The 25,013-nt window shown below is 59.4% G+C and carries 19 protein-coding genes and 1 CRISPR repeat array; of the genes, 7 read left to right on the top strand and 12 right to left on the bottom strand.

Annotated elements, in window-relative coordinates; translation table 11 throughout:
• Nucleotides 1–19: 19 nt before the first annotated feature.
• Nucleotides 20–777: a CRISPR direct-repeat array (repeat unit 36 nt; unit sequence GTTGCCAGCCTTAATCGGCTGGCCCTTCATTGAGGC).
• Between the two features lie 514 nt (nucleotides 778–1,291).
• Genes ACTHV6_RS09685 through ACTHV6_RS09675 form a run of 3 tightly spaced genes read left to right on the top strand, consistent with a single transcriptional unit; the run spans nucleotide 1,292 to nucleotide 3,536 of the window.
• Complete coding sequence (locus ACTHV6_RS09685; protein ID WP_441387253.1) at nucleotides 1,292–2,218, top strand: GTP pyrophosphokinase; 927 nt, start codon at nucleotides 1,292–1,294, stop codon at nucleotides 2,216–2,218.
• Nucleotides 2,219–2,251: 33 nt separating this feature from the next.
• On the top strand, nucleotides 2,252–2,521 hold the full coding sequence (locus ACTHV6_RS09680) for an acylphosphatase (RefSeq protein ID WP_441387251.1): 270 nt from the start codon (nucleotides 2,252–2,254) through the stop codon (nucleotides 2,519–2,521).
• A 7-nt stretch (nucleotides 2,522–2,528) separates the two neighbouring features.
• Nucleotides 2,529–3,536 (top strand): DMT family transporter, encoded by a 1,008-nt coding sequence (locus tag ACTHV6_RS09675; RefSeq protein WP_441387250.1) that lies wholly within the window; start codon nucleotides 2,529–2,531, stop codon nucleotides 3,534–3,536.
• On the opposite strand, the gene ACTHV6_RS09670 is transcribed toward ACTHV6_RS09675, so the two are convergent.
• The 3 genes from ACTHV6_RS09670 to ACTHV6_RS09660 all read right to left on the bottom strand — a co-directional run bounded on the left by ACTHV6_RS09670 (nucleotide 3,533) and on the right by ACTHV6_RS09660 (nucleotide 7,459).
• A complete protein-coding gene (locus ACTHV6_RS09670; RefSeq protein ID WP_441387249.1) occupies nucleotides 3,533–4,933 on the bottom strand; it encodes an amino acid permease in 1,401 nt (466 codons plus the stop codon). The two genes, ACTHV6_RS09675 and ACTHV6_RS09670, sit on opposite strands and share 4 nt — an antisense overlap.
• 196 nt (nucleotides 4,934–5,129) lie before the next feature.
• Nucleotides 5,130–5,738, bottom strand: a complete 609-nt coding sequence (locus ACTHV6_RS09665; RefSeq protein WP_441387247.1) for an SIS domain-containing protein — start codon at nucleotides 5,736–5,738, stop codon at nucleotides 5,130–5,132.
• Between the two features lie 47 nt (nucleotides 5,739–5,785).
• The gene (locus ACTHV6_RS09660; RefSeq protein WP_441387245.1) at nucleotides 5,786–7,459 is read right to left on the bottom strand and encodes a ribulokinase; all 1,674 of its coding nucleotides are present in this window, start codon (nucleotides 7,457–7,459) and stop codon (nucleotides 5,786–5,788) included.
• A 174-nt stretch (nucleotides 7,460–7,633) separates the two neighbouring features.
• Here ACTHV6_RS09660 and ACTHV6_RS09655 point away from each other — a divergent pair, with 174 nt between their 5' ends.
• Nucleotides 7,634–8,626, top strand: a complete 993-nt coding sequence (locus ACTHV6_RS09655) for a sugar-binding transcriptional regulator (protein ID WP_441387243.1) — start codon at nucleotides 7,634–7,636, stop codon at nucleotides 8,624–8,626.
• Here ACTHV6_RS09655 and ACTHV6_RS09650 read toward each other — a convergent pair.
• The 3 genes from ACTHV6_RS09650 to ACTHV6_RS09640 all read right to left on the bottom strand — a co-directional run bounded on the left by ACTHV6_RS09650 (nucleotide 8,623) and on the right by ACTHV6_RS09640 (nucleotide 12,624).
• Complete coding sequence (locus ACTHV6_RS09650) at nucleotides 8,623–9,327, bottom strand: transaldolase family protein (protein WP_441387241.1); 705 nt, start codon at nucleotides 9,325–9,327, stop codon at nucleotides 8,623–8,625. The genes ACTHV6_RS09655 and ACTHV6_RS09650 overlap by 4 nt on opposite strands.
• A gap of 102 nt (nucleotides 9,328–9,429) precedes the next feature.
• Complete coding sequence (gene araA / locus ACTHV6_RS09645; RefSeq protein ID WP_441387240.1) at nucleotides 9,430–10,941, bottom strand: L-arabinose isomerase; 1,512 nt, start codon at nucleotides 10,939–10,941, stop codon at nucleotides 9,430–9,432.
• Between the two features lie 81 nt (nucleotides 10,942–11,022).
• Nucleotides 11,023–12,624, bottom strand: a complete 1,602-nt coding sequence (locus tag ACTHV6_RS09640; RefSeq protein WP_441387238.1) for a xylulokinase — start codon at nucleotides 12,622–12,624, stop codon at nucleotides 11,023–11,025.
• Between the two features lie 297 nt (nucleotides 12,625–12,921).
• Here ACTHV6_RS09640 and ACTHV6_RS09635 point away from each other — a divergent pair, with 297 nt between their 5' ends.
• Complete coding sequence (locus tag ACTHV6_RS09635; protein ID WP_441387236.1) at nucleotides 12,922–13,911, top strand: LacI family DNA-binding transcriptional regulator; 990 nt, start codon at nucleotides 12,922–12,924, stop codon at nucleotides 13,909–13,911.
• A 325-nt stretch (nucleotides 13,912–14,236) separates the two neighbouring features.
• Entirely contained in the window at nucleotides 14,237–15,664 is a 1,428-nt protein-coding gene (locus ACTHV6_RS09630; protein ID WP_441387234.1) for a sugar porter family MFS transporter, read from the top strand.
• Nucleotides 15,665–15,713: 49 nt separating this feature from the next.
• On the opposite strand, the gene ACTHV6_RS09625 is transcribed toward ACTHV6_RS09630, so the two are convergent.
• The 4 genes from ACTHV6_RS09625 to ACTHV6_RS09610 form a co-directional block, all read right to left on the bottom strand.
• Nucleotides 15,714–16,691 (bottom strand): DUF4241 domain-containing protein, encoded by a 978-nt coding sequence (locus ACTHV6_RS09625; protein ID WP_441387232.1) that lies wholly within the window; start codon nucleotides 16,689–16,691, stop codon nucleotides 15,714–15,716.
• A 115-nt stretch (nucleotides 16,692–16,806) separates the two neighbouring features.
• Nucleotides 16,807–17,853 (bottom strand): ketol-acid reductoisomerase, encoded by a 1,047-nt coding sequence (gene ilvC, locus ACTHV6_RS09620; protein ID WP_441387231.1) that lies wholly within the window; start codon nucleotides 17,851–17,853, stop codon nucleotides 16,807–16,809.
• 95 nt (nucleotides 17,854–17,948) lie between these two features.
• On the bottom strand, nucleotides 17,949–18,479 hold the full coding sequence (gene ilvN / locus ACTHV6_RS09615) for an acetolactate synthase small subunit (RefSeq protein WP_441387229.1): 531 nt from the start codon (nucleotides 18,477–18,479) through the stop codon (nucleotides 17,949–17,951).
• A gap of 18 nt (nucleotides 18,480–18,497) precedes the next feature.
• Nucleotides 18,498–20,336, bottom strand: a complete 1,839-nt coding sequence (locus ACTHV6_RS09610; RefSeq protein ID WP_441387227.1) for an acetolactate synthase large subunit — start codon at nucleotides 20,334–20,336, stop codon at nucleotides 18,498–18,500.
• Nucleotides 20,337–20,658: 322 nt separating this feature from the next.
• On the opposite strand from ACTHV6_RS09610, the gene ACTHV6_RS09605 reads away from it, so the two are divergent.
• Nucleotides 20,659–21,276, top strand: coding sequence for a hypothetical protein (locus ACTHV6_RS09605; RefSeq protein ID WP_441387225.1), 618 nt, complete (start codon nucleotides 20,659–20,661; stop codon nucleotides 21,274–21,276).
• A 16-nt stretch (nucleotides 21,277–21,292) separates the two neighbouring features.
• Here ACTHV6_RS09605 and ACTHV6_RS09600 read toward each other — a convergent pair whose 3' ends face one another.
• Both ACTHV6_RS09600 and ilvD read right to left on the bottom strand, forming a co-directional pair.
• Entirely contained in the window at nucleotides 21,293–22,894 is a 1,602-nt protein-coding gene (locus ACTHV6_RS09600) for an aspartate:alanine exchanger family transporter (RefSeq protein WP_441387224.1), read from the bottom strand.
• Between the two features lie 201 nt (nucleotides 22,895–23,095).
• On the bottom strand, nucleotides 23,096–24,928 hold the full coding sequence (gene ilvD / locus ACTHV6_RS09595; protein ID WP_441387223.1) for a dihydroxy-acid dehydratase: 1,833 nt from the start codon (nucleotides 24,926–24,928) through the stop codon (nucleotides 23,096–23,098).
• Between the last annotated feature and the right edge of the window lie 85 nt (nucleotides 24,929–25,013).

Genomic DNA, 25,013 nt, shown 5'->3' with positions numbered 1-25,013 from the left:
AGTCTGGGCGAGTTCCTTGGTTGCCAGCCTTAATCGGCTGGCCCTTCATTGAGGCGCCGATCTGGAGGCACCGGCGAGTCTGGTGGTCGCGTTGCCAGCCTTAATCGGCTGGCCCTTCATTGAGGCTCCCGATATCACGGGTAAACATCCGGAGCTAGTAGGGTTGCCAGCCTTAATCGGCTGGCCCTTCATTGAGGCGGAATCACTAACCCCGAGTACCGGGATACACCGCACACGTTGCCAGCCTTAATCGGCTGGCCCTTCATTGAGGCAGGTGTTGTTGGTATTCCGCGGGCGTGTATATTGCGGTTGCCAGCCTTAATCGGCTGGCCCTTCATTGAGGCCGTATGAGTATTGCGGGTATTAATGCGAAAATGCAGGTTGCCAGCCTTAATCGGCTGGCCCTTCATTGAGGCCCTGTACAGTGAGATTGAGTCTGCTACGATCTTTGAGTTGCCAGCCTTAATCGGCTGGCCCTTCATTGAGGCGTGTCCAGCACGCCGGCAGGATCTAGACCGGGATCGGGGTTGCCAGCCTTAATCGGCTGGCCCTTCATTGAGGCACTTTAGCTTCGAGAAGCCCAGTGACGATTTCCTCGGTTGCCAGCCTTAATCGGCTGGCCCTTCATTGAGGCAGGGCTACGGTATCGTAGTAATCATCTGGGGAGGTGTTGCCAGCCTGAATCGGCTGGCCCTTCATTGAGGTCGATAGAGCGTTGAGGATGTGAACTCGACCTGTCCGGTTGCCAGCCTTAATCGGTTGGCCCTTCATTGAGGCTTTCCACTTTTCCTGAGAACACGCTCTTTGAGACAGCTGCCGGCCAATCTTGGTCGGCCTTTCACTGGAACTGCTGACCGAATTCTGGAAGGCCTATGATCACGGGGGTTGCAAGCGGGATCGGATCGCAGACAACTTCATCAAACGCTACGCGAGCGAATCTGTCGGAGATTACCTATAGCATCGAAGCAACCACCCTGATACCGGATCGGATCAGATTTCATTGAGGACGGGGAGAAGAGAAACTGATTTCCAGTCCTGTACGTCGTCGCTAGGCGATACAGTCTAGCCCTTCATTGCGGGCAAAACGCTCAGATTACACGTATCGCCAACATCTTCTTGTCGGCCCTTCAATGGTTGAGGATCTCAACCCGCCGTCGCCCCTTACCCCACAAGTGAAAACAAGGCCGTCGTCCACGGTCTGTCCAGAAAGTACGGGATAATAGAGTGTGGCTTCGCCGTTACGGAACACCAATCGGAGCGGAGCCAACGGCAATTGCTTGGAGACGATCGAATGGCGCTGACCAACGCGGGTACGAATAGTCCTGACTCACAAGCCAAGGGAGCACCTGCACAACCGGAAGAACGCGAACTCGATCCGGGCACGGGACCGCACAATGGCGAAGGCCGCACCCCTGATTCCAGCGTCTCCGAGCTAGTCTCCCAGCGCCCCAGTACTGCCGAGATCTACGACCGGCTCACGAAAATGCGGCACCTGCTGATGACGCGTGAGTTTGGGTTGCAGGAGATCCTGACGAAGATCGATATCTTGCGCTCGGAATTCCAATACGGTCACAATTACAATCCGATCGAGCACGTGAGTTCACGGGTGAAGTCGCTAGATTCGATCGTGGACAAGGCGCGCCGCAAGGGTATCCCGTTCACGGCGGAGGACATTGGAGCCAACCTTCTGGACATCGCCGGGATCAGACTGACGTGCAGTTTCGTATCTGACACGTACACGATGCGTGACCTCTTGCTTTCTCAAACAGACCTCACACTGCTCCGCGAGCGCGATTACATTGCCGATCCAAAGGACAATGGCTACCAGAGCTTGCATCTGGTGATCGAGGTTCCCGTGTTCTTGGCGGGAGGACCCGAGAAGGTGCCCGTGGAGATCCAGCTGCGAACGGTCGCGATGGATTTCTGGGCATCGCTGGAGCACAAGATCCACTACAAGGATGACACGGAAGTACCCCGTCACCTCACGGATGCTCTCAAGCTGGCGGCGGATATGTCAGCCGCCTTGGACGATTCCATGGAGCGCATCCATAACGAGATTCTGGAGCTCCACAAGGAAGCGGAAGCGGAGGCACCCAGCGGGGGCGGCACCACGCGCATACACCATCCCTTGAGCGAGAATCCCATCCCCGATGGCGAATCCCGCGAACTGCTCCGCGCCATCCTCGATTCGTTTGATCGAAGGCCGCCCCAGCGCTAGCCACGCCGGGGGCCCACCTCCTACGATGGCCACATGATGCGCTCAATCAACGCCCGCATAACCGGTCTGGTCCAAGGGGTCGGCTTCCGCTACTGGGCGCTCGGCGCCGCCACCACGCACGGCGTGTACGGCTGGGTGCGCAATGAACCGGATAGCTCGGTTTCCGCCCACATTGAGGGGGACGCAGAGGCCGTATCAGCGATGGTTTCAGCCCTCTGGAAAGGCCCACGTTGGGGTCATGTGGAGAATATCGAAGTGAGCGATTCCAGCTTCGAGGGATATCAAGACTTTGGGGTACGATAAGGCCACCATGTCTGACGAACACGCCTCAACAGCACCGAACTCCCCCGCCATTGCCCCCACCTCCCTGATCATCCCCGTGATCGTGGCCGCGGCCTCGGGAGCATTCGTCGCGGTGCAAGGAAACTTCAACGGGGCGTTCACGGCCAACGGCGGAGGGCCGTTGCTGGCTGGCTGGGTCTCCTACATTGGCACGTTCCTGACGGTACTGATAGTGATGGCGATCCAGCGCAACGTCGGGAAGTTCTTCCACATTCTTCGTACACGCTCCAAGGCGTGGTGGTACATCGTAGGCTTTGGCGGCGTGCCGATCGTGGTGGCGATGAGCTGGGGAATTCCGCTAGTGGGAGTAGCCATCGCCTCTGTATGTTCGGTGGCAGGGCAAACGATCATCAGCCTCATCTTCGATAAGCGCGGCGTGGGCATCCCAGCCCCGATCCCCTTCTCGGGCCGCAGAATTGCCGCTACCCTCGTCACGCTGGCCGGCCTTGCCCTTGCGATCGGCGCCAGCAGCGCCACGTCCACCACCATGTGGGCCATGATCGCCACCGGCATCATCATCGCACTGGCGGGCGCGGGCCTCTCCGTCCAAAACGTTGGCAATGGCGCGGTGGTCGCGCGCACCGGCTACCCGCTGCTTGCCAGCCTCACAAGCGTTATCGGCGGCACCGCCCTCATGTCCGTGATCCTCCTGATCGCGGGCCTCACCGGAGGCCTTGATGGCGCAATCTTCCCACCGCTGTCCAGCTGGTGGATGTACATGGGCGGCCCCGTGGGTGCCGCGATTGTGTTCTGCTCCGCTTGGGCGATCAGGCGGCTGGGCGCGTTCCGCCTGACGCTCGCCGTCGTCGCCGGACAAATGGTGACGTCCATACTCGTGGATCTGGCAACGGGCCTCACGATCCCGTTCGCTACCGTGGCCGCAGCCGTCACGATGGTCCTCGCGACCACCCTCGTAGTCACCTCGGCCACCCCGGTCCACACCGTCACCGGCGAAGTCCACTTCAAAGAAGATTAATCCGCCACCACGCGCCCGCGCACGCGCCGCCACATGAGAGCAAGCACCACGAACCAGACGGGCGTGACGGCCAGCGCCTTAGCGGTGTCCGGGTCCTGAGTGAGCGCCACGATGATCAGCCCAAAGAACGTGAGCACCACCCACGGCATGACGCGTGCGGCCGGCATCGGATAGCTGGAGGTGGCGTGCGCTTCGGGGTAGCGCCGCAGATACACGATGTAGCACGCCAGAATGATCGTCCATACCACGAGGAACAGGACAGACGATACGGTGGTGATGATCGTGAACGCCTGCATCACGGAGGCGCTGGCGGTCAACACGAGCGAGCAGATGATGAGGGCCACGGTCAGCACGAGCCCGCGCCACGGCACCCCGTGGCGTGACACGTTGGCGAATACCCGCGGCGCCATGTTCTTGCGCGCCAGCCCGTACATCATCCGCGAGGTGGAGTAGATTCCGGAGTTCGCTGAGGAGGATGCCGACGTCAGCACCACGAAGTTCATGACGGCCGCGGCGGCCACCATCCCGATCAGGTTGAACACACCGACGAACGGCGAGTGCTCGGGATCTACGTAGTTCCACGGCGTGATGCACATGATGGCGGCCAGCGCCACAACGTAGAACACGAGTACACGCACGGGGATCGAGTTGATCGCGCGCGGCAGGGTGACCTTCGGGTCCTTGGTTTCCGCGGCCGTTGTGCCCACCAGTTCGATGCCCACGAACGCAAAGATCGCGAGTTGGAATCCGCCGATGAATCCCGAGAACCCCGTGGGGAAGATTCCGCCGTGGGTCCAGAGGTGAGAGAGGGACGCGGTGGTCCCGTCGTGTTGGAATCCAGTAGCGATGAGGATAATGGCGACGACGACGAGCGCGCCTATCGCCACCAACTTAATCGCGGCAAACCAAAACTCGAGCTCCCCAAAGAGCCGGACGGTCAGCAGGTTCATAAGGAGGAGAACCAGCATCACCCCCACCGCGAGCGCCATCGCCATCTTCTGATCGTGAACCCAGAAGTTCCAGTAGTCCACAATGGCGATCAGGTCCGCCATGCCCAGTACCACCCAGCACAGCCAGTAGGTCCAGCCCACCACGTATCCGGCCCACGGGCCGAGGATGTCCGCAGCGAAATCTTGGAAGGACTTGTACTCCAAGTTGTGAAGGAGCAGCTCCCCCATCGCACGCATAACAAAGAACAGCATGAAGCCCACAACGGCGTACACGATCATGATGGAGGGGCCTGCCACGTGGATGGATCGGCCCGATCCCATGAACAACCCGGTGCCGATAGCGCCACCGATGGCGATGAGTTGGATGTGGCGGTTGCTCAGGCTACGGCGAAGTGTGCCGGATTCTTCCGCTTCGGCCACAACGTCATGATCGGTTTGTGTTGACACGTGCTGTCTCCTTTTCCGCAGAAAACTCTACGCTTGGAGGCAGGAACGGGGCCGGCTGATGGTCCCACTCGTGAATGCGGACGGGCGTTCATGGCGCACAAAAACGCGGGGGACGGTTGCTGCGATAGCAACCCTCCCCCGCAGTGTTCTATGCGTTACAGGTCCAGAATGTGACCCTCACGCCGGATTTCGGCTCTTATTGGATGACATCCTTCAGGCTCTTCTTCCCAACAGCTCCGCCCGGGTGGCTCTGGAGAACCTGATCCCAGCCATAGTTCGTGATCTGCATGAGAACCTTGCACAGGGCATCGCCCCAGGCGGCGTGTGCGAGAGTGCTCCCCATCGCCACGACTCCGCCCAAATCGGCTGCCGAACTGTCCACTACCACAACGGTGCCCGCTTCACCGGCCATCGTGCTGCCTGGCACGGAGGTCAGGGCGATCGTATCCGCGCCCCTTTCGGCCGAGCGCTTGAGTGTTTCGATCAGCTCGGATGATTCGCCACCCTTGGAAATAGCAAGCACCACATCCTCTTCGGTAACAACACCGAGGCTGCCATGAAGGCCGTCCGTCGGATCAAGGTAGAAGGACGGAGTGCCTGTCACGGACAGGAGATGGGCGAAACGGCGCCCGATCGTGCCGGATGTTCCAGCACCGGTAATAATGACCTTGCCTTTCGTGTTCAAGATATCGTGAACGATCTGGACAAACTCGGGTCCAATTTGGTCCGCTACCTTGGCCACCGCCTCGGCCTCCAGGCGAATGAATTCTTTGGCGTCTTCAATGATGTGTTCGTTCTCAGACATATGACTACCCTTCTTCTTCAGCTAGCTGTTTCTTGGTTATCGCGGACTTACTGAGCAGCGATTCGATCCGCGTAGCGGCGCAACGAGTGCATGCGATCAGCCCGCTCCTTGCCGAATTCTTCGTACAGCTCGTTGTACATCTCCCACACTGGGGTGAAGGCTGCCGTGTTATCTGGGTTGGGCTCGTATGTTCGTGCCGTTCCCGGAGCGATGGTCGAAGCTTGCTCGAAGTTATCGAAGCCGCCCCGCTGGGAGCCCGCAGCGATCGAGGCATGTAACGCCGCCCCCACTGCCGGGCCTTGATCGGATGCACTCACCTCAATGGGCCGCTCCAACACATCGGCCATCATCTGCATGAGCAGCGGCGAATTGTTTGCTAGCCCGCCTGTGGCAACAACGCGACTAATGTGCACGCCGTGGGCTTCGTATGCATCGAAGATCTGCTTTTGCCCCAGAGCTGACCCTTCAAGCAAACACCGGTACACGTGTTCGGCGCGCGATCCAAGCGTCAGGCCAAGAATCAGGCCAGATAGGTCCGCATCCTGAAGCGTTGAGCGGTTCCCGTTGAACCAATCAAGGCACACCAGCCCCGATTCGCCGGGCTTCATGGCAGCGGCGCGTTCCTCCAACAGCTCATATGTGGAGATTCCGCGTTCGGTGGCTTCCGTGGATAACGCCTCAGGTACGAAGTTGCGGGTGAACCACCCGAACGTATCGCCCACTCCGGCCTGCCCGGATTCGTATGCCCAATAGCCGGGAATGAGGCCGTCATAGACGATGCCGGCGGCGCCATCGACCGCTCCATAGTTCTCCGTGAGCATCAGGTTGCATACAGAGGTGCCCATGACAAGGAGCATCTCGTTCGGCTGTGAGATGCCTGCGCCCAGAACGGCCACGTGGGCATCGAGATTGCCGCAGGCAACCACCGTGTGCGTGGATAGCCCCAGCCGTTCAGCCCACTCGCTGGTCAGGGTTCCCGCCTCCTGCCCTGGGACCAAGAAATCGTGCCCGAGCTTGGTCACCACGGAAGAAAAGCCCGGCGCCAACGAATCGAGGAAATCGGCGCTGGGATACCCTCCGATTGGTCCTTGATAGGTTTCCTTGTAGCCGGCAACCGCCGCGCCGCGGCTTTCGTTTCCAACCAAAGATGAAACGAGCCAATCGCCCAATTCGTAGATCTTATCTGCAGCGCCGAACACCTCGGGAGAATCCTCGTACAACTTCAGGGTCTTCGCAAACGCCCACTCGGAGGAAAGCTTGCCTCCGTCGTAGTTCAGGAATTCTTCGCTACGCTCAGCACCAAGCTGGTTGATGCGATCAGCCTGCGGCTGTGAGGAATGGTCCTTCCACAACTTTGCCCACGCATATGGATTCGAGTTCCACGCATCGTCAAGCGCCAGTGGTGTCAGATCGGCGAATGTCGGGATCAGGGTGCACGCGGTGGCATCGATGCCAAAGGCGCGAACATCTTCTGGGTTGACGACCGATTCACGCAGCACCGCCTGCACCGTCGCTACCAGCCCCTCGGTGTAATCGCCGGGATACTGCAACGCCCATGACTGAGGGAGCTCCGCGCCAGTGGGCGGGAACACTCGGTCGACTACGCCATGCGGGTACTCGAACACGGAGCTGGCTACAACGGCTCCATCAGCTAAGTCCAGCACAACTGCCCGGCAACTCTCTGTTCCGTAATCGATACCGATTGCGAAGCTTTGCGTCATTTCCTGCTCCCTTGCTAGAACTCACTGCCGGCACAACGTCGCGCGCGGCACGCCTCCAATCTAACAAGAATCATATGAGCTGACAAGGCCGCATACTTGCTCATTTGAGCGGGGTGGTCTAGGCTCCTCGTACGTACAGAAGACCCTCGTACGTACAGACGACAGGAGATCGGGATGGATCAGCAGGGCGTGTCACCCATTGATAACGGGAAACTCCGCGATGATCTCCTGATTGTTGAGGTTGCAACTCGTTTCTACCTGCACGATGAAAGCAAGGTTGCCATCGCTGAAGCTCTCCACATCTCGCGGTTCAAAGTCGCACGGCTGCTCGAAGAAGCGCGGGCGCGCGGAATCGTTGAGATTGCGATTCATGATCCGACACACGAAACGAGCAGGCTCGCCTTCCAGCTTAAAGAGCACTTGCACTTGGATGAGGTGTACGTAGTCAGCTCCATGTCTGACATCTCGGCCGAACGTGACGCGATGGGGCAGATGGGTGCCCACGTTCTGGAAAACCGCTTGGTTGAAGGCAACCGCGTTGGACTTGGCTGGGGACGTTCATTGACCGCCGTGGCAGAGCATCTCGGCACACTCCCGCCTTCGGAGTTCGTGCAAATGATGGGGGTGATCGGGAACGATGCCTCGCGTTCTCCCGTCGTAGTTCTGGAACACATTGCTCGCAAGAGTGGCGGGGTCGCAGCCAAGGCACTGGTCACACCACTGTTTTGTACAACGCCCGCTGTTGCGGCCTCTCAGCGCGCCGAACCTAGCATTGCTGAAGTTCTGCGTTTATATGAGGGGATCGATATTGCCTTCTTCTCCATTGGGTCGTGGGAAAACCACGTGACCCAGTTGGAGGACATCATGCCTGCCGCAGATAAAGCAAGCTTGGATGAGGCCAACATCATCGCAGATGTTGGCGGTATCTTCATTGACTCCAGTGGGCGTTATGTGGATGTTCCTCTCAACGAACGTCGAGTCTCAATAAGCGTGGAACAGATCGCGAAAATTCCTTTTGTCACCGCGGTGGCCGGCGGGTTGAACAAGGTATCAGCTATTCGCGCCGTGTGTTGCTCAGGCTTAGCGACGTGCCTGATTACCACGTCCGATGTGGCACAGGAATTGCTGACCCTACCGGACATCAAGGAGACGGTGTTCCGCGGCTAGGCCCGATGAGTGCCACTGAGCTCGATGAGATCGGTCCAATTCTTAGCCGCACCGATGAGTCCCTCAAAGTCAGAGCGCTGCTCAGCAACAGCAGAAGCCGTGTTAGTGTTCTCCACCAAAGCCATGAGCACAGCGGGCGCCACAGTTACTGCTCCGGCACCCAGCTTCGCGATATCTAGTACCTGACGAGAATTCTTGAACGAGGCAGCAAGGACCTGAGTACTGGTTCCAGCCGCACCGAAAACTTGCTGGATCTCAGAGACCACGTCAACTCCGCTGACGCCCAGATTGTCCAACCGGTTCACGTACGGGGCCACGTATCGGACTCCCGCCTTCGCGGCCATGACCGCTTGCATCGGAGAATAGATCGCCGTAGCGGTGACATTGACTCCCTTTCCCGCAAGCCGCTGCATCGCAGCAAAACCCGCGGGGGTTGCAGGAATCTTGACGTACAAGTTGTGATCGATGGACTCCCGTAGCGCCATAGCCTCACGAACCATCACATCTGGTTCAGTCCCCACCACTTGGGCGTGCAGTTGAGCCTCCTGCGGCAGCACCTCTCTCAGCTGCTTAAGAACCTGAAGTGGATCACCGCCCTCCCGCGCAAGGATCGATGGATTCGTGGTGACGCCATCGAGGGGCAAGATATCCAACAGCTCGAACACGGTTTCCGGATGAGCATCGTCAATGAGAATCAGCATGTCTTCGACCTTACCGGACGAGGACCCCGGAGGACGGATGCTATAACAGCATTCATCCCCCGGGGGTTATATTCTCGTACTTCGCGCCAATGGCGAGGCCGATTAGATTCCGGTGTTCACTCGGTAGTACACGGCGTTCCAGGCCAGTGAATCCTCGAAGCTGTGGACGGTAGTGTCCTCGTCAATCACGGCTAGTTCAACACCGGCAATCTTGGCGAAATCGCGCCACGTGTCCAGCTCCAGAGCCGTGGACAGCACGGTGTGGTGCGCGGCTCCAGCGGCTAACCAGCAGGTGGCCGAGGTCTCAAAGTCAGGAGCCGGCTCCCACACAGCGCGGGCCACGGGAAGGTTCGGCATCGGCTCATCGGGGCCGGTCACCTTGACCACGTTGGCAGTCAGGCGGAAGCGGTCACGTAGATCGGACATGGCAACAACGGTTCCTTCGGTGGGATCTGCATCAAACACGAGGCGGACGGGATCCTCGCGATCTCCAATACCCAACGGGTGAATCTCCATGCGTGGCTTCTTTTCCGTCAGGCTAGGGCAGATCTCCAGCATGTGTGCACCCAGAATCTTCTTGTTGCCCTCTTCGAGCCCGTAGCAGTAATCCTCCATCAGGCTCGCCCCTCCAGGCAGGCCGTATCCCATTACTTTGGCGACGCGAATGAGAATGCCTGTTTTCCAATCACCCTCAGCACCGAAGCCGTAGCCATCGGACATGAGGCGCTGCACAGCGAAGCCGGGGAGCTGCTTGAGAGCACCTAGATCTTCGAACGTATCGGTGAAGGCCGTGGCGTCTTCTGATTCAAGAAACCCGCGCAGCGCCACCTCTTGCTTAGCCGCATAACGCAGGGAATCATGGCGATCCCCACCGGGGAGAAGTTCAGGCTGGATCTCATAGAGCCCTTTGTATTCTTCAACAAGGGAGTCCACCTTGTCCTCGCTTACCGCATCCACTGCCTCAGCCAGTTCATTGACGCTCCACGTGTTGACGGCAACGCCAAAGCGAATGGCAGCCTCGGTCTTATTGCCGTCTGTCACGGCAACATTGCGCATGTTGTCCCCAAAACGCACCATCTTCATGGTGTTGATCTCGTGCCAGCCAGCTGCCGCACGCGACCATACTCCCACGCGATGGAGGACTTTGGGGTTGGACACGTGGCCCACCACGCTCACGCGCGGAACGCCCATGCGAGTCAGGATATAACCGAACTCACGATCTCCGTGAGCTGCCTGATTGAGGTTCATGTAGTCCATATCGATCGTGCTCCATGGAACTTGGAGCGCGAGCTGCGTGTGGAGGTGCAGTAGTGGACGCTGGAGAGCGTCGAGGCCACGAATCCACATACGCGCTGGGGAGAAGGTGTGCATCCATGCGATCACGCCGATGACATTCTGGGAGGCATTTGCCTGACGAACCGTTTCGAGAATGTTGTCCGCGTCCGTGAGAACCGGCTTCCACACCACCTTAACGGGGATATCCTGAGCCTCTTCTAGAGCGCCAGCGATCTGCTTGGACTGGTCGCGCACCTGATCGAGTACCTCTGGTCCATAGAGGCCCTGGCTTCCGGTGAGGAACCAGATTTCCTTACCTTCAAATGGATTCTTCATCATATTGTCCAACTCCTTCGTTGCGTTGTTACTTGTCTGAGTATGTGCAGGTTTGTGATTGATTGATTGTCATGAGCAAGCGGCCTAGTTGATGGCCTTTGCGGCAACTTCCTGAATGGGTAATGCCCTGCGGAACCTGTTGAGGAATCCCTTGAATCCCTCACTTCCGGCTGCATCGGGATTGACGGTGACGGGCTCAGTGCCAGCGAAAACATCCTCGTCTAGGAAATCTGCGAGGGCCTTCCCGTCTCCTTCCTTGAGGTAGGAGGCCAGAAGCGCGATACCCCATGCCCCGCCTTCACCGGCGGATTCGGACACCCGAACCGGAATGTTGATCGCGTCAGCCAAAACCTGCTGGGCAACACCCTTCGTCCGAAAAATTCCACCATGTCCGTTCATGAAATCGAGCGCGACATCCTCCTGAGCAAGAATCTCCATGCCGGCAGCAAGAGCTGCAAACACTGAATAGAGTTCGGCGCGCATGAGATTAGGCAGTGTCAGGCGAGCCTCTGGTGCTCGGACAATGAGTGGGCGGCCATCGCTGGCACCTACAACCGGTTCGCCGGAGACGAAGTTAAACGCCATGATGCCCCCGGCATCCGGTTCAGCGTCCAGCGCCCGTGCAAGTATCGCCTGATACACATCATCCTTGGAACAGGACGGCGCGCCCATAGCATCTGCCACCGAAGCGAAGAGTTCCACCCATACGCTCAGTTCGGTGGCGCCATTGTTGCAGTGGACCATAGCCACGGGGTCACCAGACGGGGTGGCTACAAGGTCAAGTTCTGGATGCACGTGCGCGAGCGGCTTCTCGAGTACCGCCATGGAGAAGATGCTGGTACCGGCGGACACGTTGCCGGTACGCTGGCGCACCGCGTTGGTTGCCACCATTCCTGTACCCGCGTCGCCTTCCGGCGGGCAGAGCGATACGCCTGACTGCAGCTTGCCGCTGACATCCAAGAATGCTGCCCCTTCAGCACTCAACGTGCCCGCATCCGCTCCGGCACCCAGAACCTCCGGAAGCAGGTCAGCCAGCGGCGGGATCTGCGCCCTGCTCCCCATGAGAGCATCTGCTTTTCGGAGCATGGACGCATCATAAGTACCCGTGGCCGAATCAATGGGGAACATCCCAGAAGCATCGCCTACACCAAGCACGCGTTGGCCGGTGAGCTTGAAATGCACATATCCCGCCAGTGTTGTAGCGAATGCGAGGTCCTTAATGAAGGGCTCATCATCAATAATGGCCTGATAGATATGCGAGGCGGACCAGCGCAATGGCATGTTCTGGCCAAGAAGCTCCGTGAGCTCCCCGGCTGCCACACCAGTGTAAGTATCCCTCCACGTGCGGAACGGGATGAGCAGGTTATCTTGATCGTCAAAGGCCAGAAGCCCGTGCATCATCGCGGAAACACCAATCGCTCCATACGTTGTTGGCACGATCCCGTGGGTCTTCTTCACATGAGAGACCAGATCCGAATAGCTGCCCTGCAGCCCAGCGGCGATCTCCTCGAGTGAATATGACCAGTGTCCGTCCACGAGCTTGTTTTCCCAATCGTGAATACCAGTTGCAATAACATCACCGCCAGCGGTGATCAGGCATGCCTTGATTCGAGTGGACCCAAATTCGATGCCCAAGTATGTGCGTCCATCGGCGATTGCTTGGGTTGTTGAGGATGTGTCTGACATTGAGAACCTCTTCGTTTTCATCTATCTGCTTCAGCTTCTTCGACTGAATGCGCTTTACCGTTGAAGTGTTAGCGCTAACATTACTGCTTGGTTCCATCATGCATGATCGAATCAGATATGGCAACAGGGAGATATATGTGATGCTCGGAACACCCGAGATCGGTTCCGCCGTCGTCGTCGCCAAAACCCTCCTCCCACCACGTACGTGCTCAACACACTAAACTGGGGATTCACGCGCCTATCATGTCACGGCGGCATTGAGGGGGAATGGTGGCCAAGCACAACCACAGGCCGAGCATGGCCGAAGTTGCGAAAATTGCGGGAGTCTCCCACCAGACCGTCTCCCGTGTAGTTAATGGCTTCCCGGGGGTGCGCCCGCAAACTCGCGACCGCATCGAGAAGGCAATCATCGAGACGGGCTACCGAAGGAATTCGGCGGCCAGAGCACTGGTTACCAGCAGATCGGGGATCATCGGCGTGATTACCGTGGGATCGTTCCTCTACGGCCCCACGAGCACCTTGGCGGCGATCGACGAGGCCGCACGAAAGAACCACTACACCATCCTGCTCTCCAGCGTGCGCGAGGGAGAAGAGAGCGATCTACGAGGAGCTGTCAACTCCTGCCTAGACCAAGGCGCCGAGGCGCTTATCGTGATTGCCGCACGCAAACCGCTAGTGGAGCAGATCGCCTCCATGAAGATCGACGTCCCTCTCATTGCTGTTGGACCCAGCCCGGCAAACGCGCCGGAGCTCTCCTGTTTGAGCGTTGATCAGTTCCAAGGTGCACGCCTTGCCATTAAGCATCTCATTGAGATCGGCCATTCGGAGATCCTCGTACTGAGCGGGCCCGACAACTGGTTCGATGCTTCTCAGCGGCTGGCGGGGGCACTGGACACCTGTCAGTCAGCTGGCATCACCCCTCGAATAGCGGAGGGCGATTGGAGCGCTGAATGTGGGTATCAACTGGGCATGGATCTAGCACAGGATCCACAATCTCTGCCCACCGCTATATTCGCAGCGAATGACCACATGGCACTCGGCCTGATCGCCGCGTTCCACGCAAACGAAATCGATCTACCCTCACGCGTTTCGATCGTTGGGTTCGATGACGTCCCAGAATCCGCCTTTTACACTCCCTCACTCACCACGGTCCATCAGGACTTCACGACCCTTGGCCAGCGAGTCCTTGCCGCCACGCTCGCGTTTCTTGAGCAAGAGGAACCCGATCTGACCCCCGTCCAGCCGACTTTGCAAGTTCGTACGTCCTGTACTGTGCCCTCGCGGTGAGTTGGCTACTGTTCAGGCGGGGATGGTCAGTTAACAGCAACCAGTAGGTCAAGTCAGCAGGCCAAGTCAGCAGGCCAAGTCAGTAGCAGCGCTCCCATCACAGCCTTTGCGGGGATATGGGAGGCGTACTTCACTCAAATGTTAGCGTTGACATTTCAGAAAGCGCTCACCTAAGCTCTAACTAAAGCAAATGTTAGCGCTAACGTTTGCGATGCAGACGACGAGGTTCCTACTAGTTCCCCACCGCCTACGTCACGAACAAGGACCAAGTAGCTAGCAGCCACTAAGGTGTGGCCCGAAAACCTACTCGCAGAGGAGTATCACAATGGAGACAGAAAAGAAGATCTCCAGCAAATTCATCTACTTCTTCGGATCATTCGGCGGAATTCTGTTCGGCTATGACATCGGCGTCATGACGGGCGCTCTTCCGTTCCTCCAAAGCGATTGGGGCATTCGAGGAGAACCAGCAGTCATTGGCTTCATTACCTCGGGCGTTATGTTCGGCGCCATCTTCGGCGGAGCCATCGCTGGCCAGCTTTCTGACAAGTACGGGCGCCGCAAGATGATCCTTACCGCGGCAATAGTGTTCGCGATCGGTTCAATCCTCTGTGCGTCAGTTCCACCCAATGGCTCGGGTTTCCTCGTGGTGGCACGCATCTTCCTTGGTCTGGCAGTTGGCGCCGCCTCGGCGCTCGTGCCGGCCTACATGTCCGAACTCGCTCCCGCGAAGCTGCGCGGGCGCTTGTCCGGGTTGAATCAAACGATGATCGTGTCCGGCATGCTCATCTCTTACATCGTCGACTTCCTCCTCAAGGACCTCCCCGAACACTGGGCGTGGCGCGTCATGCTGGGGGCCGCTGCGGTTCCGGCAATTATCCTATTCATCGGAGTGCTTCGCCTTCCCGAATCCCCGCGATACCTCATCCGTCACGGCCACGAAGACGAGGCCATCAAGGTACTCGGCTACATTCGACGCCCAGAAGAGGTCGACTCGGAGATTGAGGACATCAAGGCGACCAACGAACTAGAGAAGAAGACCTCCAAGCAGACAACATGGGCCACGCTTCTCGACAGCAAGTATCGGTACCTTGTCATCGCTGGCATCGGCGTTGCAGCGTTCCAGCAGTTCCAAGGCGCCAACGCGATCTTCTATTACATCCCACTCATTGTTGAAACCGCCTCCGGCGTTGAGGCATCCAATGCCCTCATGTGGCCGATCATTCAAGGCATCATTCTGGTTTTGGGTTCGCTGCTGTTCCTTGCCATCGCTGATCGCTTCAACCGCAGGGCACTGTTGACTCTGGGCGGAACCGTCATGGGTCTGTCCTTCGTACTGCCCGCCATCATCAACAGTGTTGTCACGGATGCCCCGCCGATGATGGTGGTCGGCTTCCTCAGCGTGTACGTGGCCTTCTACTCCTTCACGTGGGCGCCGCTCACCTGGGTGATCGTTGGCGAAATGTTCCCTCTGGCCGTTCGCGGGCGCTCATCGGGCCTCGCTTCATCGTTCAATTGGCTTGGATCCTTCGCCGTTGCCCTCATTTTCCCAATTATGACAGCCTCCATGAATCAAGACCACGTGTTCGCCATCTTCGGTGTGATCTGCTTGCTGGGCGTCCTGTTTGTGCGCTTCCGGGTTCCTGAAACGCGCGGACGCACGCTTGAAGAGATTCAGGCTAGCGCCCCTGGCGCTGAAGAACTCTCAGATCTGGAGAAGGCCGCCGAACACGGCAACGTGCCAGCCCAATCCTAGTAGTGACAATCGAGGAGCCGGTATCCATCAGGGTACCGGCTCTTCTCATCTAGCCACGCTTAAAGATGGAGAGGAGACGGCGGAAAAAGCCTGGCTTCTTCGCGGGTTCGGGTTCTGGTGCGGACTCCTCAGTGAACCCGAAGGCGGACAGGCCAAGATCCTCGCCTTGGATCTGGCCGGGATCTGAGGACTCAACGGCGGGAACCGATTCGGGCAAGGGTGGCTGCTCCCCCGGCGTCTGATCAGGCTCACGCTCAGCGGCGGGCTCGCCCGCAGGGCTGGACGCGGAGGCCGGCGCCTCGATCGATCCGTCATCCTTGAGCACGGAACCATCGACGAGCGGGATATCTTCCTCATCGTCATCCTCGGGCTCGCCCACTACCAACAGATCAATGTGAAGGGCCAACGTGTTGCCCTCATTGTCCTTAGCCGCCAGCACGGGGTAAAAACCATCGCCCCAGCCGGAGTGACACAACACGATGTTCTCGCCAGATTCGGCGAGCGGCATGACGATGTTGGCGATGCCTGCGCCAAGGTGTTCGGGAGAATCCATGAGGTTGAACCACGCATCGTCCCCGTCATGATCGAACACGGTCTCATCCCACGGGGTGTCCTCACCCTCGGCTGGCATGCATCGTCCAACCGCCTCGTGATCACAAAACGCCACAGTGCCGGCATCAACGCCAACACCCCAGTACTCATTCGCCTCGGGTGCCCCCCGCACGGAGCTTGCCGCCTCAACGGAGGCCACGGCACCCTCGCGCATGACGATGGACAGGTAAGCCTCGCGCTCATGGGAACCATCTTGTTCTGAGCTAATATCGGCCACTGTCACGTAGGCTTCATAATCCCCGGGTTCCACCACAAAAACGGTGCCGTCCCCCAGAGAGACAAATGGATCCGAGGCCTCAAGCAGGCCTGATGGAACGCGAAGAATCCCGAGATCTTGGACGCGCAGGTGCGCGGGCATACCGTCAACTTGGGTGGCGGGGCCTTGCCGCAGCGCATAGAAGCTCTCGAGGTCCATGCCGCGAGCATACATTTCACGTATGTTGCGATTCCACTAACACGCGCCAGAATACGCAAAGAGGGCCGGATCTCTCCGGCCCTCTTTGCTAGGTTCTACCCGCTCCGATCAGTGATCAGCGAGCTGCTGAACCATCGGTGTAATCGGTATCCAGATTCTCCGTGTTCCATGCGAACATCTTGCGGATCTCCTGGCCAACCTTCTCGATCGGGGCAGCGGCGTGCTCATCGCGCAGGCGGTGGAATTCTGGGCCACCCTGATCCTGATCGGCGATGAAACGCTCGGCGAAGGCGCCGGACTGAATATCAGCCAGCACGCCCGCCATGTTGTCCTTGACGTTCGGGGTAATGACGCGGGGCCCTGACACGTAATCGCCGTATTCGGCGGTATCGGAGATGGACCAGCGCTGCTTGGTGAGGCCACCCTCGTTGATCAGATCAACGATCAGCTTCATCTCATGAAGCACCTCGAAGTAGGCCATCTCGGGCTGGTAGCCAGCCTCGGTGAGGGTTTCGAAGCCGTATTCGATCAGCTGGGTCACGCCGCCACACAGCACGGCCTGCTCGCCGAACAGATCCGTTTCGGTTTCCTCGCGGAAGGACGTCTTGATCGCTCCAGCGCGCGCGCCGCCGATGGCAGCCGCGTAGGACAGGGCAAGATCAAAGGCCTGCCCGGAAGCATCCTGCTCCACGCACACCAGCACGGGAACGCCACGGCCTTCTTCGTAGGTACGGCGCACGGTGTGGCCCGGACCCTTGGGGGCAACCATGCAGATGTCATGGCCCGCAGCAGGCTTGATGTAGCCGAAGTGAATGTTGAAGCCGTGGGCAAAGAAGATCGCCGCGTCATCCTTGATGTTTGGCTCGATCTGCTCGGACCAAATGGTGCGCTGGTACTGATCCGGGGCAAGGATCATCACCACGTCCGCATCCTTAACGGAATCGGCAACGCTGGCAACCTTGATGCCCGCTTCCTCCGCCTTAGCGATGGACTTGGATCCTTCCCTCAGACCCACAACAACGTCAACGCCGGAATCACGAAGATTCAGCGCGTGTGCGTGGCCCTGCGAGCCGTAGCCGATGATCGCAACCTTCTTCGACTGGATGATCGAGAGGTTTGCATCTTCATCATGGTAAATTTCTGCCACTGTTCTTCTCCTCATACGAGATGGCTGACTGTTCTAGTTTATGGTTTTGCCAAGCCGGACTGCCTAGGTTGACCACTGGGCGAAAGGCTTCGCCGTCGTCGTCAATAAAACTAGGCCCTCCGCAACTGCATTTCGGCAGAAACTCGCTCCGAAAGCGAACGGTTTCCACGGCCGATCGCAACGGAACCGGATTGGACAAGCTCCTTGATTCCGTAGGGTTCAAGGGCGGTGAGGAAGGCCTTGACCTTGTTATCCCCACCGGTCGCCTCAATGGTCACCGCATCGGGCACCATATCCACAACGTGGGCGCGGAACAGATCCACAACCTGAAGCACGTTGGCACGCGTTTCGTCCGTTGCGTTCACCTTGACCAGCAGGAGCTGGCGGTGCACGGCCGAATCGTCCTCCAGTTCAACGATCTTGATGATGTTGACCAGCTTGTTCAGCTGCTTGGTCACCTGCTCCAACGGGAGTTCGGCGGCGTCCACAACCACGGTGATGCGCGAAAGATCGGGATCCTCCGTCTCGCCCACCGCGAGGGAGTGAATGTTGAAGGAACGGCGGGCAAAAAGCCCCGATACGCGCGTCAGCACGCCAGGCTTGTTCTCCACAAGAACGGAAAGTGTGTGGCGGGTACTCATAGGTTTCTCCTCTTCCGCCTAGTTCATCTCAGAATCGAATTCGGGCTGGAGGCCCTTGGCGTACAAGATTTCATCATTGGACACCCCGGACGGCACCATCGGCCACACCTCGGAGTTCGGCGAGGTAATGAAGTCCACCACCACAGGGCGGTCCTCAATTGCCATCGCCTCGCGGATCGCATCGTCCACCTTCTCGGCATCCGTGACACGGATCGCCGCGCAATTGTAGGCATCGGCCAGCTTGACGAAATCGGGCACGTGCGCCGTTCCATTACCGGTTTCCAGATCGGTGTGGGAATAGCGTTCGTTGTAGAAGAGTGTCTGCCACTGGCGCACCATGCCCAGCGACGAATTGTTGATGATCGCCACCTTGATGTTGATTCCGTTCAGGCGGCATGTGGCCAGCTCCTGATTGGTCATCTGGAAGGAACCATCACCATCAATGAGCCACACCGTCTTGTCCGGCTCACCGGCCTTCGCCCCCATCGTGGCCGGCACGCCGAAGCCCATGGTCCCGGCCCCGCCCGAACTAATCCACTGGCGCGGATGCTCGAACTTGAGGAAGTGCGAGGCCCACATCTGATGCTGGCCAACGCCGGTCACCCAAATGGAATCCTCCGGCCCCACAACCTCCGCCAGCCGGGAGATCACGTACTGCGGGCTCATCAGCCCGTCATCCGGCTCTGTCCATCCGAGGGGGTAGGTATCGCGCAGGTGGTTCAAACTCTTCCACCATGCGCTCAGATCGGGCGTGCCGTACTGTGCGTGGGCGGCCTCGAGTTCTTCTACCAGATCCGCCGCGGTGATCTTGAGATCGCCAACGATCGGTACATCGGCCTCGCGGTTCTTGGAGATCTCCGCGGGATCGATATCCACGTGCACCACCTTGGCGCCGGGAGCAAACGCATCCAGCTTGCCCGTCACGCGATCATCGAATCGCGCCCCGAGCGCCACGATCAGATCTGACTGCTGGAGGGCAGCCACCGCCGGAACTGCGCCATGCATGCCGGGCATTCCCAGATTGTTCGGGTGCGAATCGGGTACGGCGCCGCGGGCCAAAAGGGTGGTGACCACCGGGGCGTTGGACAGTTCGGTCAGCGCGCACACTTCCTCGGAGGCATTGCCCCGAATGGTGCCGCCGCCCACGTACAGGACGGGGCGCTTGGCGGTGGCCAGAAGCCGGGCGGCCTCGCGCACTTGCCGAGCATTCGGCTTCGTGGTGGGCCGGTAGCCGGGCAGATCCATGACGGGCGGCCACACGAAATCCGTCTCCTCGGTTTGCGCAGATTTCGTCACGTCCACCAGCACAGGGCCGGGCCGCCCGGTGGATGCGATGTGGAAGGCTTCGGCGATGCGCGCCGGAATCTCCTCCGCTGAGGTGACGAGGAAGGAGTGCTTCGTGACGGGCATGGTTGCCCCCACGATGTCCGCCTCTTGGAAGGCGTCCGTGCCGATCAGGGCGGCCCCCACCTGCCCCGTGATGGCCACCATCGGGATCGAATCCATGTTGGCATCCATCAGCGCGGTCACCAGATTGGTGGCGCCAGGCCCGGAAGTGGCGATGCACACGCCCACGCGCCCCGTGGCCACGGCGTAACCTTCGGCCGCGTGCCCCGCGCCCTGCTCGTGGCGTACGAGGACGTGGCGGACCTTGGAGGAATCGAAGAGCGGATCATAGGTGGGCAGAATCGCGCCGCCCGGCAGTCCGAATACGACATCTACGTCGAGTTCTTCCAGCGACCTAATGATCGAACGCGCACCCGTGGATTTCTCCCGGATCGAACGCTCTGCATGGAGCTCCACGCTGGGCGCGGGGCTTGGGGCGGCCACATCGGCACGATGACGAGTCTTTGCCATGTGATCCTCCTTCGTCTTCCATAGTCTGTTCGCTACTGACTTGCGAACTGGGATAAAAAAAGCCCCTCGAGTTTTCGAGGGGCGCGCAACACCAAACCAGCAGGCCGGGCGGCGCGCTAGCTAAGTACTACAAAAATCATCATGGATCGAGAGTAGCGCGCCAGGGTGGCCCTCCGCCACTTGAGAGGGGCCTTGTCTCAGATAGTGGATCACGTTCTCAGTTTGTGGAGGTTTCCGCGCTAGGACGAAGTACTTTCGTCCCGGACTTTGCTCTCAGGTTACCCGCACCGCCTCACCGGGTCTGGGGCTCTAGACTGGGTGAATGACTACTTCTTCCGCACACTCCGCGACTACCCGCTGGGAGATCTTCGAAACGGCAGGGGCCACCGATGGCACCGGCGCCGAGCCGATCGGGCTCCTCTACCGCCGCTGGGACGCCCGCGAACTCGTCACCGAAGTGATCTTCGCCCGTCCCGAACGCCATCGCGTGCACAGCCGCATCACGTTCAACGGCATGCGGTGGGCCACCTCCCGCTATGTCGAGGACGATCAGGAACCGGTTGTGATCGAGGCCGAGTCCCTCATCGAGGAAGAAGACGCCATTCCCGCCTACATGGAGTTCCTCGTGCTGCGGGATGCGATCACCACGATCGATGATGGCGATCACACGCTCAGCTACCATGTCATCACGCCGTCAGATCCGCATGGCATCGCCCAAGACGCCTCGATGTGGCAGCCGGAGGCAGGCGTGTGGGAGATTGAGACGAACGGCGATTTGGCCTCCACGCACTGGGTGGAGGACGGCCAGATTGTTCGTTCAGATTGGCGCGGGGTAGTTTCGCGTCCCGTTTCGCCCGCGGATGCGGTAGCTGCGTTGCGAGGGATTGTCGACGACGACGAACTTACCTCCCTCATCGCCGCCGAACCACAGGAGGGATAGGCGGCAGGCGGCCCAGCTACATCGTGGCCAGAATGTAGCCCACGATGATCTTCCCGATCATTGCCACGGGGTACACAAGCGCGTATCCCATCGCCACACGGGGATCATTGTTCGTTTGTCCATTGGCGAATGCGAGGATCGCTGGCTGGGTTTGCGCGCCGGCGATCAGGCCGGACAGCTTGGTGCCACCCATCGTGAACATGCGGCGCATCACCACGTACAGGCCGAACGCCATGATTGACGTGAGTGCGATGCCAAGGAGGAGGATCTTCCACCATTCACCAGAGGAGAAGGCGCCAAGGATCTGGCCGCCGGCGTTTGATCCGGCTTGTGCGAGGAATATGAGCAGGCCAAGTTCGCCGATCACAAGGTTCGCCGTGTTGGGAAGAGCTGTTACCAAGGGGCCAATGCGCCCAACGCGGCCCATGATCAGGCCGATAATGAGAACGCCCGCGGCCGCACCGATGGAGAAGCTGGCGCCCCCGGGCAGCGGAATGGGAAGCTCACCAATGAAGATGCCCAGTGCAAGGCCAAGCCCCAGAGCAATCGGGTTGATGTCAGTGAGCCCCTTGGCCGAATCGCCCATCCACTTGGAGATTTTCGACATCTCCTGCGTTGGTGCAACCACCCTGACGCGGTCGCCGAGCTCAAGCATGAGGTCCGGCGTAGCTAGGCGATCGTCGTCGCCCCTCCTCACCCGCGAAAGGCGTGCGTTCCAGTGCTTCTCCAACTCCTCGTCCACCTGCCGAACCGTCATTCCAGCCAACTTGTGGTTTGAAATCGTCACCCGGCGGAAATCCATCAGGCGGCGATCCGCGCGAAGCGAATGCGATGAACGGTGGCCAATCTCGCGCTCCACGCTGGCGAAGTGGGACGTGGGCCCAACCACGGTCAGGAGGTCATCCTGATGGAGAACGTCGCTGAGGGTGGGAAGCCAGATGGGGCCTTGTTCGCCGCGGCGCAGGCGGGAGAATTCAACCGGGCCGTCGATATGGCTGGCCACGTCGCGTAGCCGTGGCAGGTCGGTGCGCTCAACCCGCAACGTCATGTGCGTGACGGGCTCCGGGGCGTCCTTATCGTGTGGTGCTTGCCGCAGGGCAAAGCTGGCGGCGATGAGCATCCCCACCACGCCGAACAGGTAAGCCAGCGCGTAACCGACGGTTGCCCCGCCGATATCGCCCGATGCCTCGCCCACGGTGGCCAACGTTGGAGTGTTGGTCAGGGCGCCGGCAAACGTTCCGGCAACCACGGTGGTATCCATACCCAGTACCTTGGCACCCAACAGGTAGGCTGTCGCGCCGGTCAGCATAAACAGCACCACCATCATGAGGATGGGGCCAGCCCCTTGGCGCAAGCTGGAAAAGAAGTTAGCGCCGGCGTTGTTGCCAATTGAGAAGGCGAACAGCACAAGCCCGAACGTTCCCAGTTCTGCCGGGACGCGGATCTCGTAGCCGGCAGCACCACCCCACGCAGAGAAGATAATGGCCACGAACAACACCATCGCCGCGCCGAAACCAATGCCCTTGATCTTCAGCGCGCCCAGTGCCATTCCTACACCAACAATCAGGAAGGTAAAGAACACCGGCTCTTCCACCAAATAATTGAATACTGGTGCCATGTGCCGCACTCACTCCCTTATCAACGCGGCCGCAGGGACTGCCCCTGTAGCGAGAAACATACGCTTACCAGTATTACTGGGGCGAAGGCCCGGAAGTTGGGGCACTAGTCCCGCTTTTACGGAAGCTTAAGGGGACGTTGGTCTATCGCGGTGGCGGTAGGTGGAGTGAGTGCGGAGGTTGGGCAGTGGTTCATCGAGTGGCTAATCGACGTGCCGGACGGCTCCCATGGACGCGGATGTGGCCATGGATGCGTAGGCACGCAGGGCCTTGGAGACCTTGCGGTCGCGGCTCACCGGGTACCACGGGGTTGGCCCGGCGGCCTCGCGGCGTGCGGCAAGTTCCTCATCCGGCACATCGATCTTCAAGGTACGGCTCGGGATGTCAATCACCACGGTATCGCCTTCCTCAACAAGCCCGATGGCTCCGCCTGCGGCGGCCTCCGGGGAGATATGGCCGATCGAGAGCCCTGACGTTCCGCCAGAGAATCGCCCATCAGTGATGAGACCGCACACCTTGCCCAAGCCGCGGCCCTTGAGGAAGGAGGTTGGGTAGAGCATCTCCTGCATGCCAGGGCCGCCCTTGGGGCCCTCATAGCGGATAACCACGACGTCGCCAGGGTTGACCTGCTTGGCGAGAATAAGGTTGATGGCCTCTTCTTGGGACTCCACCACGCGGGCGGTTCCTTCGAAGTGGAACAGTGACTCATCCACACCGGCTGTCTTCACAACCGCGCCTTCCAGCGCGATGTTGCCGTAGAGGATGCACAGGCCGCCATCCTTTGTGTAGGCATGCTCCAATCCGCGAATACAGCCCTCCACCGGGTCCAAGTCCAAGCTCTCCCACTTGGCATCCTGTGAGAAGGGTTGGGTGGTACGCACGCGGCCCGGGGCGGCATGGAACAGATCCTGCGCCTCCTGAGATGGGGATTCGCTGCGGATGTCCCACGCTCCCAGCCACGTATCCAGATCGGGTGCGTGGACCGAATGGACGTTCTGGCGGAGTAGGCCGCCGCGGTTCATCTCGCCGAGGATCGCGGGGATGCCGCCAGCGCGATGGAAGTCCTCCATGTGGAAGCGCTGCGAATTGGGCGCCACCTTGGATAGGCATGGAACGTGGCGGGAGAGCTCATCAATATCGGACAAGCCGAAATCAACCTCCCCCTCCTGCGCCGCTGCCAGAATGTGCAAGACCGTATTGGTAGATCCACCCATGGCAATGTCCATCGACATCGCGTTGAGGAAGGCATCGCGGGTGGCGATGTTACGCGGAAGAACCGAGTCATCATCATCGTGGTAGTAACGGTTGGCTAGATCCACAATGCGGCGTCCAGCCTCCATAAACAGGCCCTTGCGGCGCGCGGCCGTGGCCAGCGTGGATCCGTTGCCCGGAAGCGAGAGGCCGAGGGCTTCAGTCAAGCAGTTCATCGAGTTAGCCGTGAACATGCCAGAACAGGAGCCGCATGTGGGGCAGGCGTTGGCCTCCACAAGCCCGAGCTCCTCATCAGTCACGTCCTCATTGGCGGACACGGAAATCGCATCAATAAGGTCCGTCCGGTGATCCACTACGCCCTCCACGGCGTTGCCGGATTCCATTGGGCCACCAGACACGAAGATCGTCGGAATGTTCAGGCGTAGTGCGGCCATGAGCATGCCGGGCGTGATCTTGTCGCAGTTGGAGATACACACGAGAGCATCAGCAGTGTGCGCATTGACCATGTACTCCACGGAGTCAGCGATGATCTCGCGAGAAGGCAGGGAATAGAGCATGCCGGCGTGGCCCATTGCAATGCCGTCATCCACGGCGATCGTATTGAACTCACGGCCAATGCCGCCAGCTTCCTCAATCGACTTGCGAACGAGCTGGCCCATATCCTTTAGATGAACGTGGCCCGGTACGAACTGCGTGAAAGAGTTCGCAATAGCGATGATCGGCTTACCGAAATCTTCGCTTCCCATTCCCGTGGCCCGCCATAGAGCGCGGGCACCAGCCATATTGCGTCCCGTTGTGGACGTTGCCGAACGTAGTTGTGGCATCTGATCCCCCTAAAATCTGTACGCACTAGCATAGTCGCGTGCGCGGTGCCTGCGCCGTAATGGTCGCCACGTAACATGTGGTGTG

The sequence above is a fragment of the Ancrocorticia sp. genome (genome assembly GCF_052089425.1).
Classification (GTDB): Bacteria; Actinomycetota; Actinomycetes; order Actinomycetales; family Actinomycetaceae; genus Ancrocorticia.
The sequence above is the reverse complement of the archived record's forward strand: the minus strand, read 5'-3'. Positions and strand labels throughout refer to the sequence as shown.

Excerpts from the sequence above, each read along its gene's own strand:
- ACTHV6_RS09685 (WP_441387253.1), top strand. The coding sequence starts at position 1,292 with ATGGCGCTGACCAACGCGGGTACGAATAGTCCTGACTCACAAGCCAAG.
- ACTHV6_RS09680 (WP_441387251.1), top strand. The coding sequence starts at position 2,252 with ATGATGCGCTCAATCAACGCCCGCATAACCGGTCTGGTCCAAGGGGTC.
- ACTHV6_RS09675 (WP_441387250.1), top strand. The coding sequence starts at position 2,529 with ATGTCTGACGAACACGCCTCAACAGCACCGAACTCCCCCGCCATTGCC.
- ACTHV6_RS09665 (WP_441387247.1), bottom strand. The coding sequence starts at position 5,738 with ATGTCTGAGAACGAACACATCATTGAAGACGCCAAAGAATTCATTCGC.
- ACTHV6_RS09660 (WP_441387245.1), bottom strand. The coding sequence starts at position 7,459 with ATGACGCAAAGCTTCGCAATCGGTATCGATTACGGAACAGAGAGTTGC.
- ACTHV6_RS09655 (WP_441387243.1), top strand. The coding sequence starts at position 7,634 with ATGGATCAGCAGGGCGTGTCACCCATTGATAACGGGAAACTCCGCGAT.
- ACTHV6_RS09650 (WP_441387241.1), bottom strand. The coding sequence starts at position 9,327 with ATGCTGATTCTCATTGACGATGCTCATCCGGAAACCGTGTTCGAGCTG.
- araA (WP_441387240.1), bottom strand. The coding sequence starts at position 10,941 with ATGATGAAGAATCCATTTGAAGGTAAGGAAATCTGGTTCCTCACCGGA.
- ACTHV6_RS09640 (WP_441387238.1), bottom strand. The coding sequence starts at position 12,624 with ATGTCAGACACATCCTCAACAACCCAAGCAATCGCCGATGGACGCACA.
- ACTHV6_RS09635 (WP_441387236.1), top strand. The coding sequence starts at position 12,922 with ATGGCCGAAGTTGCGAAAATTGCGGGAGTCTCCCACCAGACCGTCTCC.
- ACTHV6_RS09630 (WP_441387234.1), top strand. The coding sequence starts at position 14,237 with ATGGAGACAGAAAAGAAGATCTCCAGCAAATTCATCTACTTCTTCGGA.
- ACTHV6_RS09625 (WP_441387232.1), bottom strand. The coding sequence starts at position 16,691 with ATGGACCTCGAGAGCTTCTATGCGCTGCGGCAAGGCCCCGCCACCCAA.
- ilvC (WP_441387231.1), bottom strand. The coding sequence starts at position 17,853 with ATGAGGAGAAGAACAGTGGCAGAAATTTACCATGATGAAGATGCAAAC.
- ilvN (WP_441387229.1), bottom strand. The coding sequence starts at position 18,479 with ATGAGTACCCGCCACACACTTTCCGTTCTTGTGGAGAACAAGCCTGGC.
- ACTHV6_RS09610 (WP_441387227.1), bottom strand. The coding sequence starts at position 20,336 with ATGGCAAAGACTCGTCATCGTGCCGATGTGGCCGCCCCAAGCCCCGCG.
- ACTHV6_RS09605 (WP_441387225.1), top strand. The coding sequence starts at position 20,659 with ATGACTACTTCTTCCGCACACTCCGCGACTACCCGCTGGGAGATCTTC.
- ACTHV6_RS09600 (WP_441387224.1), bottom strand. The coding sequence starts at position 22,894 with ATGGCACCAGTATTCAATTATTTGGTGGAAGAGCCGGTGTTCTTTACC.
- ilvD (WP_441387223.1), bottom strand. The coding sequence starts at position 24,928 with ATGCCACAACTACGTTCGGCAACGTCCACAACGGGACGCAATATGGCT.